Genomic DNA, 19,247 nt, shown 5'->3' with positions numbered 1-19,247 from the left:
GCTCAGCGCTCCTTCAGTTTGATTGAATTGTTGTAGACGTTCATGAAGGCTGAAATCAGCAACGAGATCGTCAAATAGAACAACATCAAGAGCAGCACGCATTCGATTGCACGACCTGTCTGGTTCAGCGTGATACCACCAAGGGTCGCAGTGATATCTGCGTACCCCACGGCAATCGCCAGTGAGGAGTTTTTGGTGATGTTCAGATATTGCGAAATCAACGGTGGAATGATCACGCGCAACGCCTGCGGCAGAACCACAAGGTTCATGACGCGACCCGGGCGCAGGCCCAAGGCAGAGGCGGCCTCTGTCTGGCCTTTGGAGACGGCCTGAATACCAGCGCGCACGTTTTCCGCAATAAAGGCGCCCGTGTAGATCGACAACGCAAACCAAAGGGCAATCAGCGGACCGCCAACCTTGATCCCGCCGGTAAAGTTGAACCCTTTGAGAACGGGTAAATCCAGACCGATGGGCTTGCCCATGATGAAGAACATCAGAATGGCCGGGATAAAGAACATTGCAACGCAGGGCCACAGAACCGGCAACAGGCGCCCGGTGGCGTAGAGCAGGTTGGTGGCATAGCGCCGGTATGCGAAGATCCCGACCAAAGACGCCAGGAAGGTAGCGACCACGACCATGGAGCCCGGGGCCCAGACGGGTGCAGGGATGTAGATACCGCGGTTGGTAAAGGCAAATGCGTTCATCAACATCGAGGCTTCAGGCTCATCACCGCGGAACGCCCGCGGGCCGGGCAACACGGCCGTCATGATGGTGAAGATGATGATGATCCAGATCAGAACCGGGATATTGCGGAAAATCTCGACATAAACCGCCATGATCTTGGAGACGAGCCAGTTGTTCGACAGCCGCATGACACCGGCCAGAACACCAAAGATCGTCGCGGTGATACACGCCAGAAAGGCAACAAGCAGCGTATTAAGAACACCGACAATTGCCGCCTTGGCATGTGAGGATTGGCTGTCATATTCAACCAGTCGCTGGTTGATGTCGTACCCGGCGGGGTCTCTCAAGAAATCATAGGAGATGTTGAGGCCCGCAGCGCGCAGGTTCTGGATCAGGTTATTGCCGAGGTACCAAATGGACAACGCCAGAACGAGCGCGGCAATGGCTTGAAATGTTAAAGATCGGTAGCGGGTATCGTAAATGAGTTGCGATAACCGAAACGACTCCTTCGGAGGGTCGGTAATGGTTGTCATAAAGACGTATCCCTGATTGCCCCCAAGCTTTTATCCCGGCGAGGTGTGCCTCGCTCCTGTACATGCTCAGGTGTTTGTTCGACAGATAGGAAAAGGGCGCGGTGATTACCGCGCCCTTAACTTTTTGGATTTTAGCGGAAGGGCGGTGAGTAGATCAGGCCGCCATCGGTCCACTGTGCGTTCAGGCCACGGGCCAGACCGATTGGAGTGTTTTCACCGATGTTCTTCTCGAACAGCTCGGCGTAGTTGCCGCCAGCCATGATGGCTTTGGCGCCCCAGTCAGCCGACAGACCAAGCATCTCACCCAGGTTACCCTCGGTGCCCAGCAGGCGGTTGATTTCAGGGTTGTTGCCAGCTGCAGAGCTCATGTCTGCAACGTTGGCCGAGCTTACGCCCAGCTCTTCAGCTGTGATCAGCGCATTCAGCGTCCAGCGCACGACGTCACCCCACTCGTTGTCGCCATGGCGAACAAGCGGACCCAGAGGCTCTTTCGAGATGATTTCTGGAAGCAGGACGTGACCAGCAGGATCTTCGAATGTGGCGCGTGTCGCGGCCAGACCCGAGGCGTCCGTGGTGTAAACGTCACAGGCACCAGCCAGATATTGCTGTTGTGCTTCTGCGTTGGTTTCGATTGGCACAGGCTCGTAGCTGATGTTGTTGGCACGGAAGAAATCGGCCAGGTTCAGCTCGGTTGTTGTACCGGTCTGGATGCAGACGGTTGCGCCGTCGAGTTCTTTGGCCGAGCCAACGCCCAGATCTTTTGGAACCATGAAGCCTTGGCCGTCATAGTAGTTCACGCCAACGAATGTGAACTTCAGGTCCACGTCACGCGAGAATGTCCATGTGGTGTTACGGGCCAGCATATCGATTTCACCGGAGGCCAGCGCTGTGAAGCGCGTTTTGCCTGTTGTCGGCACGAATTCAACAGCGGACGCATCCCCCAGAACGGCAGCGGCAACAGCACGGCATACGCCAACGTCGAAGCCTTTCCATTCACCATTTGCATCTGGCGCTGCAAAGCCGACCAGACCGGTGGTCACACCGCAGTTCAGTTTGCCGCGTTGCTTCACATCATCCAGCGTACCAGCCGCTGCGACACCGGCACCCAGGCCGGCGAGCGTGAGCGCGCCAAAAAATACGGATTTTTTCATTTTTTACCTCTTCCTGATTGTCCACCCTTTGGGGGTGGTTCGTACGGCCCTTTACGGACCGGGGCGATACTGTAAATGGGGCGTTGACCCCTCAGTGCCCGTGAGTGTGTGTGGATTCATCACAAAACGTCAAGACCAAGTTCACGAAAAACCATGGGAATTCAGTATAGTTTACCTTGCGGAAACCGACATCCCGGCCCCTTACCCGGATGAACGGGAAAGATTGTAAAAGAACTTGGCGTGCAAAAAGTCTGATTCTTTCTTTGCGGCCATTTCAATGGCTTCTTCATCTTCGCCCCATTGGTCTTGCTGCCACGTCTCGTCTATTCGCGACAAATGCCAAAGTTTCCCCGCGTCGTGGACATCATGCAATGCCGCAAAACCGATAACCAACGAGCCAGAAAGACTAACGAGGTCATGAAAAGCTGTTAGCGCAAATGTATCCAGCGCGTGAACCTGCTGTTTCAACACGTCCAAACTCTGTGGATTTTGCGGAGCGTGCATAACGCCCTGCACCGTCTGCAATTGCGCCCCCAATGCTGTTTCCGCCCAGGCCAGGAGCGGGTCCCAAGCCTCTGCCTGGCGCTGCACCAGATTTTCCGGACCATCCGCCCGGTAGCAGATCAGATCGGCATCCCCATAGGCCGCCAGCATGTCGGCGACTTCAGCGTGTTGATGGGTCACCTTGTCGATGGCCGCGTTTGCGGAGCGTGTGAACGGCATGTTGGCCGGGTCAATCTGGTCGTCGACCGCGTTCCATTCTTCGGCAATTTTGTCCGCGAGGGCTTGGGCGGGCACAACCAAAGACGCCTTCGCTGGCGTTTTGACCGGTCGGTTATCCAACAAAATGGCAAATCCGGTTTCGTTGGGTGACACGCTCGCCGTGTCCCAAAATCGTTTGAGTTTCCAATCACTCATGACCGCTTATCCCAGACCGATTTCAAACAGATCGTCAAATCACGGAAATCATCGATAATGTGGTGCGCAGCAACAAGGCGATCGCGGGGGTGATATCCCCAACTGACCCCAATGCCGCACATTCCCGCCGATCGTGCCATTTCCATGTCGAAACTGGTGTCCCCGATCATCACCGCATTGCAGGCATCCATCCCGGTTTCGGCCAGCGCCGCATGCAACATGGCAGGGTGCGGTTTGGACGGGACATTGTCGCTGACCTGCTGCGTCACAAAGAAGTCTCCCAGCCCATGTGCCTCCAAGAGCTTGTCCAGACCACGACGGGATTTGCCCGTCGCCACCCCGAGGATTACATCCGGATCGCCGTGAAGTTGCTCAAGGGTTGCGCGTGCATGCGGATAAAGCGGCGACGATTGTGCGGCCCCGGCTTTGGCCCTGAGATGCAGATACGCCTCTTTATACCAGTCCACCATTTGCGCGTTGATCTCGTCAGGCGCGTCCGGCGCAAGCTGCCGGATCGCAACATCCAGAGACAGACCAACAATGCCCAAAATGTCACGTTCGGTCGGAACTGTCCGGTTGGCTCGCTCGAAGGCGTGGGTCATGGCGGCCAGAATATCGCCCTGACTGTCCACAAGCGTGCCATCCACGTCAAAGATGATCAGATGTTTAGCCGTCGTCATCACGCCGCCTCGAAGGGATCTTCCGGCGCGTCCGTGGGCTGCCACTGAAACGTCTCCCACGTGTGCGTCATATGGGGTGGCAACGGGGCTGTCAGATGAAGAATGGCCTTGGTGATCGGGTGTTCAATCATCAGCGTGCGCGCATGCAGGTGCAGTTTCCGACTGATGTCACCACCCAACTGCGCGCCCCAGCCATCGCCCAAATTCTCCTGACCCGAGCCGCCGTATTTCCCATCACCAATGATAGGATGACCCATCTCTGCCATATGCGCGCGCAATTGGTGCGTTCGGCCGGTGATCGGGCTCAGGGCCACCCAGGCCGTACGGCTGCCCGCGGCATCCAGAACGGCATAGTCGCTCGTGGCGTGTTTGGCACCCGGCGTTGCATCCACATCGCGGGGATGCAGGCAAAGCATCTTTTCACCCTCGCCCTTCGCGCCGTGTCCGGGCGCTTTGACAAGCCCGTATTTTATTGTGCCCATACGCGGCAAAGGCACGCCCGCAATCACCGCCCAGTAAATCTTGCGCGTGGCCCGGTGGCGAAAAGCTGCGGTCAGCCCCTTTGCCGCAAGGCGGGTGCGTGCGAGAACCAGAACCCCCGAAGTGTCTTTGTCCAACCGGTGAACCAGCCTGGGTTTTTCTTCGCATCCAAACCGCAGCGCTTCGGCCAGGCCATCCACATGCCGCGCTTGCTTTGATCCGCCCTGCACCGGCAATCCTGGTGGTTTGTTCAAAACGATCACATCATCGTCGCGGTAAATCACGCACGACTGGATTAGTTTCGCATCTGCCTCAGAGACACGAGAGCCGTAGTCCGGTTTCGGCGCATTTGGGTCCGGTAGCGGCGGAATGCGGACCTGCTGGCCCATACTCAGACGTGTCGCTGGTTTGACCCGCCCGCCATCGACGCGCAATTCGCCTTTTCGGCACATCTTTTCGATCCGACCCTGCCCAAGATGCGGAAACTGGCGCCGCAACCAACGGTCCAGCCGCTGATCCGCGTCATCGGCCTCAATTGTGAGCATCTGAACCCGGCTCATGCCCAAATCCCTCTGGCCATCCAGACCCCCAACGCCAATGCCGCGATCGACAAAAACACTGACAAAAGCACATAGACGATAGCCGATCCGACCTGTCCGCGTTCAAACAGAGTGAATGCTTCGAGAGAAAAGGCAGAAAACGTCGTGAATCCACCCAGGATGCCGGTCAAAACAAAGAGATTGAGATGCTCAACGCCACGCTGCACGGCGTACACCACAAACAACCCCATCAGGAATGAACCGATGACGTTGACCAGCAGGATCGCCAACGGAAAGCTTTGACCGGCAGCTCTTGCCACGGCCATACCTGCGCCAAATCGCATTGACGCGCCAATTGCACCACCCAAGGCCACTTGAAGAAAGGACATGAACATGGCGGGGTCTGTCGCGCGCCCTATGGGTTTTGTCAAGTTGAGGGCATGATCAAATTGCGTACGCGCATGCGCACTCTGGATATCTCGTCGTCTCACCTCCGGTGTCCTCCTCGCGGAACACCTCAGGCGTGACACACCCTTGATTCCGTTCACGCGGGGGTTTGGGGGACGCCCCCCAAGGCCTGAGTGGCCTGAACTCAAACTGACATACGTGAGCGAACGCGAACACCGCATGGCAACGGGTTGCCGGAATTTTACGGCAAGAGACCTGTTAACGCGCAATTGTTAGCGCTAATGTTGCCACAACGTGACTCGCTTGAAAGATCCCCGATGACTGAACCCTTTGTCTTTTTGCGCCATCTCTTTGATCGCGCAGTCGAAGTGGCTGACCCAATACGCAGTTTGAGCGCAGCCTTACCACCCAAACCCAAAGGTCGATTGATCGTCATCGGCGCGGGAAAAGCCAGTGCGCGTATGGCCGAAGCTGTCGAGGCCGAATATGGCCCCTGCGAGGGATTGGTCATCACGCGCTACGGATACGCGCGGCCCTGTGCGGGGATCGAAATTGTCGAAGCCGCCCATCCCGTGCCGGATGACGCGGGGATGCAAGCCACACGCCGCATGTTGGCAATGGTTGAAGAGACGGGCCCTGATGATTTTGTGCTGGCTTTGATTTCTGGCGGCGGGTCGGCTTTGTTGAATGCCCCAGCGGGAGATATCACGCTGGAAGAAAAACAGGCATTGACCAACGCACTTCTGGCCAGTGGCGCCCCGATTGGCGAGATCAATGGCATTCGCAAACAAATCTCGGCCGTCAAGGGCGGCAAACTGGCCGCAGCCGCGTATCCGTCGAAGATGCTGGCCTTGATGATTTCGGACGTGCCCGGGGACGACCCAGGAGACATTGCCAGCGGACCAACCGTCGGAGATAGCGGCGATGCCGCGCGCGCTTTGGCCGCGCTTGCGCATTGGGGCGTCACGCCGGCTGATACGATCAAACGGTATCTAGAGGCGGGTGGCGCGCCGCTGCCGCCAGACGATGTCCGGCTCAGCACAGTTGAAAACGTGATCTACGCGGCACCGGCGCAATCCTTGCAGGCGGCATCCGACGTGGCACAGGCCAAGGGGGTCGCTGTCCAAATTCTCGGCGATGCGTTGGAAGGCGAGGCGCGTGACGTCGCGCGCGCACAGGCCAAACAGGCACTCGCGCTGCAATCGGGCATGAACCGGGATGCGGCACCTCTCCTGCTCCTGTCCGGTGGCGAACTGACCGTCACCCGTCGCGGCGATGGCATTGGCGGGCCCAACGCAGAATTTGCGTTGGCACTGGCGCTTGCGCTGGAAGGGGCGCCCGGCATTCACGCGATTGCCTGCGATACAGACGGCGTGGACGGCGCTGCGGAAGTGGCTGGCGCGGTCATCGGACCAGACACTCTGAGCAAAGCTTCGGATGCGGCACAGGCCCTCGCTGAAAATGACGCACACGGATTTTTCGGGCGCATTGGAGATCAGGTTATCACCGGTCCGACGCTCACAAATGTTAATGACTTCCGGGCCATTCTGATCACCCCGTCGTGACTCGCCATTACACATCAAAGATGCGACGCTGACCGCTCGAACCTAAAGGAGTGTTGTATGTTTCGCAGATCGTTTATGGCACTTGCGTCACTGGCCTTTTGTGCTTTGCCCGCTCTGGCAGGTGACACACAAAATGCTGGCACCGTGCAAGCCACCGCCGGCCAAATTCAAGCATTGCTGTCCGGAAACACCATCGTCGGCACATGGTCAGGTACCACGTACCGGCAATATTACGGCGACAGCGGATTTACGGTTTACGTTCCGGATGACGGCCCACCCAGCCGGGGCAAATGGCGCGTCAAGGAAGATACGAATGAATATGACAGTTGGTGGGAAAACACCGGCTGGACACCCTATAAGGTAATGATCACCAATGATGGTTACGCCTGGGTCAACAAAGACACGCTTGAACCCTTCGAAGTTTTGAGCGGCAAGCAGGTGAATTTTTAAGCGCTTACCGCAAGCCTGGCAGGCCGATGCCCGTAGCCTGAAATCCGCCGTCAACAGCAATGATCTGGCCGGTCACAAAACTGGCCGCGGGTGAACACAGAAATGTAATCATCGCGGCAATCTCATCTTCGGTGCCGTAACGGTTCAGCGGGATAGCATCATGGTAGGCCGCGCGGATTTCCGGTGTATGAACTGCCATAGCAAGTTTCGTATCCACCGGTCCCGGGCAAACACAATTGACCCGCACGCCATGTTCTCCCATTTCGACGGCCTGTTGTTGGGTCAGGTGCATGACCGCCGCCTTTGACGTGCCATATGCCACGCGCAGGGTGCTGGCTCGCAGGCCAGATATGGATGCGATGTTCACCATCGCGCCCTGCGACGCACAAAGGCTTTCGCGCAAGGCTTGCGACATCAGGAATACGCCATCCAGATTGGTTTCCATGACCTGTCGCCACCGCTGGAAATCAGTTTCGGCTATGGGTCCAAAATCCGCGACACCGGCATTGTTCACAAGGGCATCAATGCTGTCACAACTCTCAATGAGCTGAGCGGTGATCTGCGCCACCTGTTCTGGCGATGACACATCAGCAACAACGGGTTCAACATTCAACAAACCAAGCGCTGCGCTTTCGAGGGCCGGCGCGTCCCTGTCCAACATCACAACGCGCCACCCCTGATCGAGAAATTGACGCGTCGCGGCCAAACCAATACCGCGCGCCGCCCCGGTGACGATGGCTGTTTTCATGTGACGTTCTCCGGATCAAGATTTTTGAGCATCATAGCCCGAGCGGGACGCCATTGGCCATCATCGGTTGTGTCAAAAAATAATGTTCAGCATCACCATGGAAACGATCAGGAAGAGGATTGTCATGATCCCGCCCGACCGCACGAAATCTGTCACTTTGTACCCCGCCGGACCCATGATCAAAGCATTCACCTGATGGGTGGGGATGATGAAGGAATTCGATGTCGAAATGGCGACGGTCAGTGCAAAAATTGCAGGGTCACCGCCAGCGGCCACGGCGATGGACACAGCCAACGGCACCAGCAAAACCGTGGCCCCGACATTGGACATCACCAGCGAAAACGCGGTGGCAAGGATTGCGATACCCGTCTGCAACGCCCATAGGGGCCAACCGTCCAACGCCACAAGGATTTGTTGCGCAATCCATTCCGCCGTACCGGTGTTTTGAACGGCTTGACCCAGCGGGATGAGACTGGCCAGCAAAAAGACTGTGTTCCATCCAACGGCACGGTACGCCTCGTCAATACTCAGGACCCGGCTCAACATCATCCCGACCGCACCGGTCAGCAGGCAGAGCGATAAGCGCACGTCAGTGAACAGGATCATCGTCAGCGACACGAGAAAGAAAAAGAGCGCCCAGCCGACCTTTTTCGGGCGCAGTTCTTCCTGCGGGAAATCGGCGGTTACAACCACAAAGTCGCGGTCATGCTTAATACGGACCAGGTTGTCCCAACGCGTATGGGCAACCAGCATATCGCCGGATTGAAACGGCACCAGCCCAATCGCGGTTGGCTTATGTTCACCGTATTCAACATGGCTCAGGTTTTCTTCGCCGCGGTGAATGGCCAGAAGGCTCAGACCATAGGTTTTTCTCAAAAGCAGATCGCGGGGGCATTTACCGATCAGTTTGCTGTCCGGTGGGATCACGATTTCAGCGATACCGGCATTCGTTTGCGCAAACTCCTCAGCAAAAACATCAAGGCTGGGCCGGATATATAGTCCGAACTTTTCGGCAAAGCTGCGCACAACGTTTTCTTTGCCAATGATCGCCAGCCGACAGGGGGCTGCGATTTCGGCGGTCAGAATCTGTACCATCGACACTTTGCCGCGATAAAATGTTGAGATGATATAGAGGTTGTTTTCCAGATTTATGTCAGCCAGGATTTGCCCCACCAACGGGCTGTTTTCCGGTACATCTACTTCGAAAACGGCCGCCTTCAACCCATAGACACGGTCCAGGTATTCCGACGTCCCTTGTCCTTGCGATGCTTCGACCTTCGTGCTTCCGGGCAGAACAAACCGGCCCAGAAAAAAGAAATACAAGATCCCTGTCAGAATTAACGCCGCCCCAATCGGGGTGACGGAGAAGAGGCCAAAGGGTTCCATCTGGGCATCGGCAGGCAGGCCTTCGTTGGCGGTGCGGATCAGATCATTGAGAAGGATCAGGGGCGATGAGCCGACCATTGTCATGGTGCCGCCCAGAATGGCGCAAAACCCCATGGGCATCAAAAGGCGCGACAGCGGGATACCGGTGCGGGCGGAAATCCTGCTGACCACGGGCAGAAAAAGGGCCGCCGCACCAACGTTTTGCAGAAAGCTGGAAATAAACCCAACGGTTCCGGACACGATGGGCATCACCCGCGCTTCGGTGGTTCCGCCGCGCTTGAGTATCTGTGCTGCGACCTTGTTCATTATGCCGGTTTTGTCGAGCCCAGCGCCCACGATCATCACGGCGATGATTGAAATCACCGCGTTGGAGGCGAACCCGTCGAAGAGGTGGTTCACATCGGCAACGTTCTCGAGCCCCGGGATGTAGGACAGGATGCCAATCAGCACCAAAACCAAAATAGCGGCCAGATCCACACGGATAATTTCAGAAACAAACAGGAAAACGGTGAATGCCAGCGCGCCGACGACGACGGCCATTTCCGTGGTAAAGGCCACGCTTTCCATATGAATCCCTCGCCCTTTTCCTTCAAGTGTGAGGCGAAAATCAGGAATGGTCAATTTTCGGCCAATCTGGCCCACCAAAACAGGTTGATTTCTGAAAAATCCTGCTCTTCCAGTTTTTGACGAGAATGAACAGTGTCTCTACGCTATCTGCTATCGGGATTATTTGCGAAGGCAGGGCGCGTGCTGGCCATACTGGACACTTTGTTACGGGGAAATACGATCGGGATCATCTTGGTGGTTTCCATCGTCTTGATGCGCAACCCGCAGACCCGTGCAAAATCGTATTCTGTGGCTGCAATGGGTTTCTGCGTCATGGGCTACCTGTTGGTCTCATCGACCTTCAAATACGAACTACCCCCCGTGATCTTTAATATCGGCGTCTTCGGGGCGGTCATGATGACCCTGTCATTCACGTGGATGGTTCTGGATATCTTTCTGGACACGCCGGGGCGGCATTGGCCGTGGTATATGTTTGCCGGCCTCACGGTTCTTGCCAGCAGTTTGTCGCATAATTACCCGGTAATGGATTTCGTTTGCCACTCGATGGCCTTGGTTTTGCATCTCGCCCTGCTGTGGGCGACCTTGATGACCGCTGGCGATGATCTTGTTGAAAAGCGACGACAGTTTCGGCCTGTTTTCATGACGGCGATGGTTGTCTTGGGCATCGTCATCATCATCGTCGAGATACTGGTCGAACCGGACAATATGCCAACCATTGTCCTGTTGGGTCAGTCATCCGCCTTTTTTGCGCTGGCTGCCGGGTTTGCAATCTGGTCGCTTCGGCCAGAGAGTGGCCTGTGGCTCAGCGATGCAAAACCGGGGCGCAAGCCGGTGAGCGGTGCCGCACAGGCCGACACATACACGTTGGCCAAACTAGAAACGGCCATGTCAGAAGAGTTCTGGCGGCGCGAAGGTCTGACCATTGGCGCGCTGGCGGAAGAACTGGGTGTGCCCGAGCATCGATTGCGCCAGGTCATCAACAGCGAGTTGGGATTTCGCAACTTTCCTGCCTTCATCAACAGCTACCGGATAAATGCCGCACGAGCCGAGCTCTCAGCTCCTGAAAAGGCGCAGAAAACCATACTTGAAATTGCCTATGATTGCGGTTTTGCCTCTCTGGGGCCGTTCAACAAGGCATTTCGGTCGCTGACCGGCACCAGCCCACGCGACTACAGGCGCGATGCTTTGGCCGCAGAGCTGGTTGATTCCTGAAAATCCGCGTTGATCCCGCAAAATACGCGTCGATTTCAGAATGAATAGGATGTGCCGCGTCCGATGAACCACCTTCATCTCACCAAGACATCATTTTGGAGAGATCGTTATGACACGCATTGCTTTGGTTGTGGCTTTTCTGACAGCCCTCACACTCCCGGCGCATGCCTTTATCGTAGGCAGCTCGAGTTTCCCCAGCGACTGGCCCACGCACGGAACCACACCGCCTGCCGGGGATGTCACCAAGGATCAAATTGCCGAGTAATCTGCCACCCCACCCCGGTATCAGATACATCGCAACGCGTGGTGCCGTTCAGCAGACCGGCATCACGCCCTTGCTTTAACTGGCCTCGCCACGGTCCATCAGGGCGCGCAAGATTTCGATTGCGTTGTCCGAGCTCCAGTCCGCCTCACCTTGAAGACGGCCTATTTCACGGCCTTCCGGGTCAAGGATCAGGGTAACAGGCAGGCCAAAAATACCCATGTCGCGTCCAACAGCATTCTTTGGATCACGGTGCAGGGGCAAATTATCAATGCCCCGCTCATCAAAAAACTTCTTCATCGCCGCCGGGGGATTTTGTAAAGCAGCCAGCGTGACCACCTTGAAATCATCGCTGCCAAGCTCGGTCTGTAAATCGGAAAGCATGGGCATTTCTTTTTTGCACGGGGGGCACCAGACCGCCCAGAAATTCAAAACCACGTATTGGCCTTTGTAATCCGCCAGTGTGGCGTCACCACCGTCTTCGTGGATGAAGGTCGCATCGCTGACGGCGCGCGGTTCAGAATGCAGGTTCAGCTTTTTCATGTCGCCTTCTCGCAGGGCGGCAATATCCGAAACATCAGCCATGGCAGTATTTGCACCAAAGGCTAGGGCCATATAAAGGACGAGCGAACCAAAGACTTTCATTTTCCCTCCAAAGGGTAGGACATGACCAACAAGACCTCGAACCAGATGTGGGGTGGCCGCTTTTCCGCGGGGCCGGACGCGATCATGGAGGCGATCAATGCCTCAATCGGGTTCGACCAGCGAATGGCGGCGCAGGATATTGCCGGCTCAAGGGCCCATGCCGCGATGTTGGCAGCCAGGGGCATCGTAAGTGATAGTGATGCCAAGGCGATGAGGGAAGGCCTGCTCACGGTCTTGTCAGAGATCAACGACGGTAAGTTCGAGTTTTCGACCGCGCTGGAAGACATCCACATGAATGTTGAGGCTCGCCTGAAGGAGATCATCGGAGAACCCGCAGGGCGGCTTCATACCGGACGGTCACGCAATGACCAGGTGGCGACGGATTTCAAGCTTTGGGTGCGCGACCAACTGGACGCCGTGGATGGCGCGCTGCAAGCACTGATGAAAGCGCTTTTGACCCAGGCCGAGGCAGGCGCAGATTGGGTGATGCCGGGCTTTACGCATCTGCAGGTGGCTCAACCGGTGACGTGGGGCCACCACATGATGGCCTATGTGGAAATGCTGGGCCGCGATCTGAGCCGTATGCGCGACGCACGGGCACGGATGAACGAATGCCCTCTTGGTGCGGCCGCTCTGGCCGGAACGTCCTTTCCGATTGACCGCGGCATGACCGCCCAGGAATTGGGGTTTGATCGTCCGGCGGCAAATTCACTGGATGCGGTCAGTGATCGCGATTTTGCATTGGAATTCCTGAGCGCTGCCAGCATCTGCGCCATGCATCTGAGCCGTATGGCCGAAGAGCTGGTCATCTGGTCATCGGCCCAGTTCCGGTTTGTGGTGCTGTCCGACAGGTTCTCCACCGGATCATCGATCATGCCGCAAAAGAAAAACCCGGACGCCGCGGAGCTGATCCGCGCAAAAATCGGCCGGATTTTTGGGGCAAATGTCGCCCTTATGACCGTGATGAAGGGCCTCCCGCTGGCCTATTCAAAGGACATGCAGGAGGACAAGGAGCAGGTTTTTGATGCCGCTGACAACCTGATGCTAGCGCTGGCCGCCATGGAGGGGATGGTGCGCGACATGTCGGCCAATCGTGATACCCTCGAAGCTGCGGCGGGCAGTGGATTTTCCACTGCGACAGACCTCGCTGACTGGCTGGTTCGGGTTGCGGGCATGCCTTTCCGCGAGGCGCATCATGTCACCGGCAGCCTTGTTGCGATGGCCGAAGAGGCGGGCGGCGACCTGCCGGACCTGACGCTGGAACAGATGCAATCCGTGCATTCTGAAATCACAAATGATATATTCGACGTGTTGGGCGTACATAATTCTGTCGCATCACGCACAAGCTATGGCGGCACAGCGCCCGATCAGGTGCGTGCGCAGATCGCCCGCTGGAAAGAGGTGCTGTTATGAGAGTGATTGCTGTTTTGATCATTGCAAGCGTGGTTTCGGCCTGCGGTGCCGATGGCCCGCCCATTCGCCCGTCTGTGTCGACAACCGTCGGCGTCGGCAGCAGCGGCACCCATGTCAGCACCCGCGCCTCTGCTACTCGCGGCAAATGGACTGTCGGGGTTGGTCTGGGTCTGTGAGGTGGCTGTTTCTGGCGCTCGCGATATGGGGCGCAATCCATCCGATGTATTACTTCCTGAGTTGGTTTAACGCCAACGGCTATGACCTTGGCGCGATGGTTGAGGCGTGGCATGCCAATGATGCCTCCAGTGGACTGGTCTGGGACCTCACAATTGCCGCCGTCGCGCTGACGGTCTGGGTGATAAAAGAAGCGTTTACGCGCAAGGAATGGCGCTACCTGGCGGTGATTCCCGCGACTTTTTGCATCGGCGTAAGCTGCGGATTGCCGCTTTATTTCTACTTTAGGCTGAAACCAGCCGATTGAATCGACCGAGGCGACGGTTTTTCGCTCATCAGTACTAGAGCCGCCCGCGAACGGTTGTTTTTCCACCGGTTCTCCAAAATAACGGAATAACCAGCAGTTGTATTTTCAGCTGCGGGAAATGATCGTTTGGGAGATTAATCGTGAAAAAACTCGCAATTACAGCACTTGTTGCTGCAACATTCGCCCCTGTTGCTGCAACCGCAAGCACCATTGACTTTGAGGACTTCAACAATGGCGACCTCGTTAATGTGGTCACCTCAGATGACGGATTGATCAGCGCCTCCGTCAGTGCAGATGAGCGCGACAACACCGGTGCTTTAACTGGCGTAGGAGAGGCACGGATTTTCGATACCAATCTTTCCGGCACGGCAGACCCTGATCTGGAAACAGACTTCTTTATCGATGGCACGGATACGCCTGATCCGACATTCCGTCCCGGCAATGTTCTGGTCATTCAGGAAAGCGATTCCGGCAGCACCCCCGATGACAGCCGTTTTGGGGGCATCATCGAATTCGCATTCCGCCAAGCGGTTTCTTTCACCGGGTTCACAATCGTTGATGACGCGTCACTGACCGTGACCGCGCTGACCGATATGGGCAGCATTGATGTAGGTGCCTTTTCGGTGGACCGGGACCGCGGCTTCAACGTATTTTCTTTCGACCGCATCGACGGTGTCCTTAGCCTGGCATTTGATTTTGGCACCGAATCCGGATCGATCGACAGCCTAATGTTTGAAGACCCCGACATGGGAGAGATCCCCGTCCCGGCGAGCCTGCCGTTACTGTTGGGCGCATTGACCGGTTTTGGTGTGATGACGCGCCGCCGCAAGAAAAACGCGTAAGCATCACATAAAGATACCTGGAAAAGGGTGGCATGGCGCCGCCCTTTTTCTATGCGCGTCTCACTTAATCAGACGATTGCACCGCGCCCCGGGTCTGATATGACGCGGGGGTTGAAAGTGAAGGGCGGTTGCAATGGACCATTTTCTTTATCATGACGGCGCGCTTTACGCCGAAGATGTTGCCATCGCCGATATCGCGGCGGAGGTGGGTACACCTTTCTACGTCTATTCCACTGCCACGCTAGCACGTCATTTTCGCCTGTTTGACGAAGCGTTGGACGGCATGCCGCATCTGGTTTGCTATGCCATGAAGGCGGCCAGCAATCAGGCTATCCTTAAAACACTGGCCGATTTAGGTGCCGGTATGGATGTAGTGTCTGGCGGTGAATATGCCCGCGCCATTGCGGCGGGCGTTCCGGGAGAACGCATCGTTTTTTCCGGCGTCGGCAAAACCCGTGAGGAGATGCGCCAGGCCCTGATCGGCGGTATCCGCCAGTTCAACGTTGAAAGTGAGCCGGAAATGGCCGCGCTGAACGCGGTGGCGCTGGAGTTAGGCAAGGTGGCCCCCATTACGGTGCGTGTGAACCCGGATGTGGATGCCAAAACCCATGCCAAGATCGCAACCGGCAAATCCGAGAACAAATTTGGCATCCCAATCGCACGCGCGCGCGATGTCTATGCTCATGCCGCCAGCCTGCCCGGTCTGAAGGTCATTGGGATTGACGTCCATATCGGCAGTCAATTGACAGAACTGGCTCCCTTCCGCCTTGCCTATGAGAAAGTGGGCGAGTTGACGGAGCAATTGCGCGCGGATGGACACGAGATTACCCGACTTGATTTGGGTGGCGGATTGGGCATTCCCTACACGCGCAGCAACGATGCACCGCCCTTGCCCACGGAATACGGCGCATTGATCAAGGAAACGCTTGGTCATCTGGACTGCGAGATCGAGATCGAACCGGGCCGTCTGGTTGCAGGCAATGCAGGTTTGATGGTGACCAAGGTGATTTACGTGAAATCCGGTGAGGACCGTGAATTCCTGATCCTGGACGGGGCGATGAATGACCTGATCCGCCCCGCTATGTATGAAGCCTATCATGACATCATTCCGGTGCTAGAACCCGCCCCAGGGGCCGAACAAACCCCCTATGACATTGTGGGGCCGGTGTGCGAATCCGGAGATACCTTTGCCAAGGGACGAATGATGCCACCGGTGTCAGAGGGCGAATTGGTCGCGTTTCGCAGTGCCGGGGCTTACGGTGCTGTGATGTCGAGTGAGTATAACACCCGGCCATTGATCCCCGAAGTTCTGGTGCATGAGCATCAATTTGCCGTCATCCGGCCGCGTCCGACCTTTGACGAAATGATAAAACGAGATACCATCCCTGAGTGGCTCTAGTGCAATCTTTGCATAAAGCTCCTAAATGGTACGGTAGATGGCACGTCAAAATAACCCTTTGACCCCGGTTTTATACCGGTTGCGCAGGCCTTTAACCCTGACATGGGCGGGTTTGATTGCGGAGCGTGTTGTTCGTGCATTCTGGCCCCTATGGACCTTGGTTGCGACAGCGGCTGCAGCACTGTTGCTGGGCCTTCACGAAACCCTGTCCTTTGAGATTTTGTGGAGCATCATACTGCTGGTCGCCGTCGCGATGGCGGTGGCTGTATTTTTTGGCCTGCGACATTTCCGTTGGCCCCGCCGGTCTGAAGCGATGGCACGCATTGATGCCGCTCTGCCCGGTCGTCCTTTGGCCGCACTGGCCGACGCACAAGTGATTGGCGAAGATGACCCGGCCTCTCAAGCGCTCTGGCACGCGCATCAAAAACGTATGGCCGGCCGCGCCTCACAAGCCAAAGCCGTTGAGCCAGATCTCAAACTGTCGAGACGCGATCCTTTCGGTCTGCGATATGTGGCCCTGTTGGGTTTGGTGGTCGGCTTGCTGTTCGGGTCCGTTTGGCGCGTGGGTACCGTGGGGCAGATGGGTCCGGGTACAGGTGCGGCACTGGCGTCCGGCCCCGCGTGGGAAGGATGGGTGGAACCGCCCGCATATACGGGCCTGCCCAGCCTATATTTGAACGATATCGACACACGCATTACGGCGCCTGAGGGTAGTCGCATCACCATTCGGCTTTACGGCGAAGTCGGTGCATTGAGCGTGTCGGAAACCGTGTCACAGCGGACGGAAAACCTTGGCGCTGCGACCGACCCAAACCAGAGTTTTGACGTATTGCAGGACGGCGAACTGAGTATTGCCGGACCCGGCGGGCAATCCTGGAAAGTTTCGGCCGTGAACGATGTACCACCCCGTGTGGAATTGATGCCAGAAGGCGCGCGCACGACCTTTGATGGTCAGATGAGCCAGCCGTTTCGTGGCATAGATGACTACGGCGTGGAAAGCGGTACGGCGCAGTTTGCACTCGACCTCACGGCGGTGGAGCGGGACCACGGCCTGCGAATTGACCCCGAGCCGCGCGATCCGATCGTTCTTGATCTGCCTATGCCGATCGCCGGCGATCGATCGGTCTTCTCGGAAACGCTCATTGAAAATCTGTCGGAACACCCGTGGGCACATCTGCCGGTCACAATGCAAATGCAGGTGATGGACGCCAAGGGCCAAACAGGCGACAGCGAAGTGATACAGATGAAGCTGCCCGCACGGCGGTTCTTTGATCCTTTGGCAGCCGCCATCATCGAACAGCGACGCGATCTTTTGTGGTCCAAGGGCAATGGCAAGCGGGTTATCCAAATCCTGAAGGCCGTGTCTTATGATCCAGAGCCGGGCCTCTTCCGCAAGGACAGCGCCTATTTGAAAATGCGCGTCATTTTGGGTGATCTGGAAAAGATGGTGACCGAAGCACGCTTTTCCGATGAGGGGCGCGATGAGATTGCCCAAGCGATGTGGGATTTGGCGCTGTTGTTGGAAGACGGAGACATCGGCGATGCGCTAGAGCGCATGCAGGCTGCGCAGGACCGGCTGAACGAGGCGATGAAAAACGGTGCCACCGAAGACGAAATCGCCCGGTTGATGCAGGAACTGCGCGATGCGACGCAGGATTACCTTCGTCAGAAATCACAGCAGGCGCAGCGCGAGAATAACACGGACCAGCGCGGGCAGACGCCGCAAGACATGATGGAAATGTCCCAGCAAGACCTGCAGGACATGATGGACGAAATTCAGGAATTGATGGAACAGGGTCGGTTTGCCGAGGCGCAACAGGCGTTGGAAGAATTCCAGGAAATGATGGAAAACATGCAGGTGACCGAAGGCGGTCCCGGCTCCTCGCCCGGTCAGGAGGCGATGGAGGGTTTGGCCGATACGCTTCGCGAGCAACAAGGCCTGTCAGATCAGGCCTTCCGCGATCTGCAGGAGCAATACAATCCCGGTGCACAGGCGGGTGATTCCGAAGGCAATCAGGGGCGCAATGGCGGTCAGGGACAAGGCCAGAGCCATGAAGGACAAAGCGGTCAGGGCGAAGGCAGCGGCACGCAACAGGGCCGTAGTGGTGAGCCACAATCCGGCCAGGGATCCCTTGCAGAACGACAAGAAGCATTGCGCCGGGAACTGGAGCGACAGCGCGGTAACCTGCCCAGCATGGGTGGTGAGGCCGGTGAGACGGCACGGGGCGCCCTGGATCAGGCCGATGAGGCAATGCGCGGTGCTGAACAGGCGCTGCGGGATCAGGATTTAGCCGATGCCATTGATCGCCAGTCAGAGGCGATGGAAGCCTTGCGCGACGGGATGCGCAGCATGGGCGAAGCGCTGGCCGAAGAACAAAGCCAGGGCGGTCAGGGCGAAGCGTTCAGCCAATTGGGGCAGCAAGGTTCGGACCCGTTAGGCCGAACACCGGGTCAAGGCACCCGAGGCGACACAACTGATAACTTGTTGCAGGGCGAAGATGTCTACCGACGCGCGCGTGAATTGCTGGACGAAATTCGCCGCCGCTCGGGCGAAGGCAACCGGTCGGATGTCGAACGCGATTACCTGCAACGGTTGCTTGACCGGTTCTGATATCGGGCGATTGGTTTATGCCCAAAAGGACTGGTGTTGGGCGATCCATCAATGGTGATTTTGCAGAGAAGTCTAACCGCCGCCAATCTGTAAATGCGACGTGTTTGCAGCCCTCTAAGCGCCACGGAAGCGACCCGGGACAGCCCCGTGTACGACTTGGCGCTTAGTTCAACCAGGCCAGGTAGATACCCATGATAACCCACACCACAACAATCTGGGCCGCCATGGCAACAATCAGAAACTTTGACCGTTTGTAGTCTTGTTTGACATCGA

At 56.9% G+C, this 19,247-nt stretch carries 19 protein-coding genes; 10 read left to right on the top strand and 9 right to left on the bottom strand.

Annotated features, from left to right (window positions below):
* Nucleotides 1–2: 2 nt before the first annotated feature.
* The 6 genes from ACZ1HJ_RS07405 to crcB all read right to left on the bottom strand — a co-directional run bounded on the left by ACZ1HJ_RS07405 (nucleotide 3) and on the right by crcB (nucleotide 5,380).
* Nucleotides 3–1,217: an amino acid ABC transporter permease gene (locus ACZ1HJ_RS07405; RefSeq protein WP_472721669.1), complete on the bottom strand. Its 1,215-nt coding sequence runs from the start codon at nucleotides 1,215–1,217 to the stop codon at nucleotides 3–5.
* A 131-nt stretch (nucleotides 1,218–1,348) separates the two neighbouring features.
* Nucleotides 1,349–2,368: an amino acid ABC transporter substrate-binding protein gene (locus ACZ1HJ_RS07400; protein ID WP_472721668.1), complete on the bottom strand. Its 1,020-nt coding sequence runs from the start codon at nucleotides 2,366–2,368 to the stop codon at nucleotides 1,349–1,351.
* Between the two features lie 201 nt (nucleotides 2,369–2,569).
* Entirely contained in the window at nucleotides 2,570–3,286 is a 717-nt protein-coding gene (locus tag ACZ1HJ_RS07395) for an ATP12 family chaperone protein (RefSeq protein WP_472721667.1), read from the bottom strand.
* Nucleotides 3,283–3,966, bottom strand: a complete 684-nt coding sequence (locus ACZ1HJ_RS07390; RefSeq protein ID WP_472721666.1) for an HAD-IA family hydrolase — start codon at nucleotides 3,964–3,966, stop codon at nucleotides 3,283–3,285. The genes ACZ1HJ_RS07395 and ACZ1HJ_RS07390 overlap by 4 nt, the downstream gene beginning before the upstream one ends.
* Nucleotides 3,966–5,006 carry an RluA family pseudouridine synthase gene (locus tag ACZ1HJ_RS07385; RefSeq protein ID WP_472721665.1) on the bottom strand — a complete coding sequence of 347 codons (1,041 nt, stop codon included), beginning with the start codon at nucleotides 5,004–5,006 and terminating at the stop codon, nucleotides 3,966–3,968. Before ACZ1HJ_RS07385 ends, ACZ1HJ_RS07390 begins: the two co-directional genes overlap by 1 nt.
* Complete coding sequence (gene crcB, locus ACZ1HJ_RS07380; protein WP_472722174.1) at nucleotides 5,003–5,380, bottom strand: fluoride efflux transporter CrcB; 378 nt, start codon at nucleotides 5,378–5,380, stop codon at nucleotides 5,003–5,005. The genes ACZ1HJ_RS07385 and crcB overlap by 4 nt, the downstream gene beginning before the upstream one ends.
* A 330-nt stretch (nucleotides 5,381–5,710) precedes the next feature.
* Between crcB and ACZ1HJ_RS07375 the strand changes: the two genes are divergently transcribed.
* Nucleotides 5,711–6,958 carry a glycerate kinase type-2 family protein gene (locus ACZ1HJ_RS07375; RefSeq protein ID WP_472721664.1) on the top strand — a complete coding sequence of 416 codons (1,248 nt, stop codon included), beginning with the start codon at nucleotides 5,711–5,713 and terminating at the stop codon, nucleotides 6,956–6,958.
* Between the two features lie 57 nt (nucleotides 6,959–7,015).
* Nucleotides 7,016–7,408, top strand: a complete 393-nt coding sequence (locus tag ACZ1HJ_RS07370) for a hypothetical protein (protein ID WP_472721663.1) — start codon at nucleotides 7,016–7,018, stop codon at nucleotides 7,406–7,408.
* 4 nt (nucleotides 7,409–7,412) lie between these two features.
* Here the strand turns inward: ACZ1HJ_RS07370 and ACZ1HJ_RS07365 are convergent, their stop codons facing one another.
* Complete coding sequence (locus ACZ1HJ_RS07365) at nucleotides 7,413–8,156, bottom strand: SDR family NAD(P)-dependent oxidoreductase (protein ID WP_472721662.1); 744 nt, start codon at nucleotides 8,154–8,156, stop codon at nucleotides 7,413–7,415.
* Nucleotides 8,157–8,228: 72 nt separating this feature from the next.
* Nucleotides 8,229–10,109, bottom strand: coding sequence for an SLC13 family permease (locus ACZ1HJ_RS07360; protein ID WP_472721661.1), 1,881 nt, complete (start codon nucleotides 10,107–10,109; stop codon nucleotides 8,229–8,231).
* Between the two features lie 180 nt (nucleotides 10,110–10,289).
* On the opposite strand from ACZ1HJ_RS07360, the gene ACZ1HJ_RS07355 reads away from it, so the two are divergent.
* Together ACZ1HJ_RS07355 and ACZ1HJ_RS07350 are read left to right on the top strand one after the other, a co-directional pair.
* On the top strand, nucleotides 10,290–11,321 hold the full coding sequence (locus tag ACZ1HJ_RS07355) for an AraC family transcriptional regulator (protein ID WP_472721660.1): 1,032 nt from the start codon (nucleotides 10,290–10,292) through the stop codon (nucleotides 11,319–11,321).
* A 109-nt stretch (nucleotides 11,322–11,430) separates the two neighbouring features.
* Nucleotides 11,431–11,586 carry a hypothetical protein gene (locus tag ACZ1HJ_RS07350; protein ID WP_472721659.1) on the top strand — a complete coding sequence of 52 codons (156 nt, stop codon included), beginning with the start codon at nucleotides 11,431–11,433 and terminating at the stop codon, nucleotides 11,584–11,586.
* A gap of 75 nt (nucleotides 11,587–11,661) precedes the next feature.
* On the opposite strand, the gene ACZ1HJ_RS07345 is transcribed toward ACZ1HJ_RS07350, so the two are convergent.
* A complete protein-coding gene (locus ACZ1HJ_RS07345; RefSeq protein WP_472721658.1) occupies nucleotides 11,662–12,228 on the bottom strand; it encodes a TlpA family protein disulfide reductase in 567 nt (188 codons plus the stop codon).
* A gap of 21 nt (nucleotides 12,229–12,249) precedes the next feature.
* On the opposite strand from ACZ1HJ_RS07345, the gene argH reads away from it, so the two are divergent.
* The 6 genes from argH (at nucleotide 12,250) to ACZ1HJ_RS07315 (ending at nucleotide 18,974) form a co-directional block, all read left to right on the top strand.
* Nucleotides 12,250–13,641 (top strand): argininosuccinate lyase, encoded by a 1,392-nt coding sequence (gene argH / locus ACZ1HJ_RS07340; RefSeq protein WP_472721657.1) that lies wholly within the window; start codon nucleotides 12,250–12,252, stop codon nucleotides 13,639–13,641.
* Entirely contained in the window at nucleotides 13,638–13,817 is a 180-nt protein-coding gene (locus ACZ1HJ_RS07335; RefSeq protein ID WP_472721656.1) for a hypothetical protein, read from the top strand. Before argH ends, ACZ1HJ_RS07335 begins: the two co-directional genes overlap by 4 nt.
* Nucleotides 13,814–14,122 carry a DUF2834 domain-containing protein gene (locus ACZ1HJ_RS07330; RefSeq protein ID WP_472721655.1) on the top strand — a complete coding sequence of 103 codons (309 nt, stop codon included), beginning with the start codon at nucleotides 13,814–13,816 and terminating at the stop codon, nucleotides 14,120–14,122. Before ACZ1HJ_RS07335 ends, ACZ1HJ_RS07330 begins: the two co-directional genes overlap by 4 nt.
* 140 nt (nucleotides 14,123–14,262) lie before the next feature.
* Nucleotides 14,263–14,964: a VPLPA-CTERM sorting domain-containing protein gene (locus tag ACZ1HJ_RS07325; protein ID WP_472721654.1), complete on the top strand. Its 702-nt coding sequence runs from the start codon at nucleotides 14,263–14,265 to the stop codon at nucleotides 14,962–14,964.
* A gap of 133 nt (nucleotides 14,965–15,097) precedes the next feature.
* Nucleotides 15,098–16,363 carry a diaminopimelate decarboxylase gene (lysA, locus tag ACZ1HJ_RS07320; RefSeq protein WP_472721653.1) on the top strand — a complete coding sequence of 422 codons (1,266 nt, stop codon included), beginning with the start codon at nucleotides 15,098–15,100 and terminating at the stop codon, nucleotides 16,361–16,363.
* Nucleotides 16,364–16,400: 37 nt separating this feature from the next.
* Nucleotides 16,401–18,974, top strand: coding sequence for a TIGR02302 family protein (locus tag ACZ1HJ_RS07315; RefSeq protein ID WP_472721652.1), 2,574 nt, complete (start codon nucleotides 16,401–16,403; stop codon nucleotides 18,972–18,974).
* The last annotated feature ends 273 nt before the right edge of the window (nucleotides 18,975–19,247 follow it).

This window comes from Roseovarius sp. JB2-10 (assembly GCF_055693585.1).
This window is presented reverse-complemented; position numbering and strand designations above follow the sequence as displayed.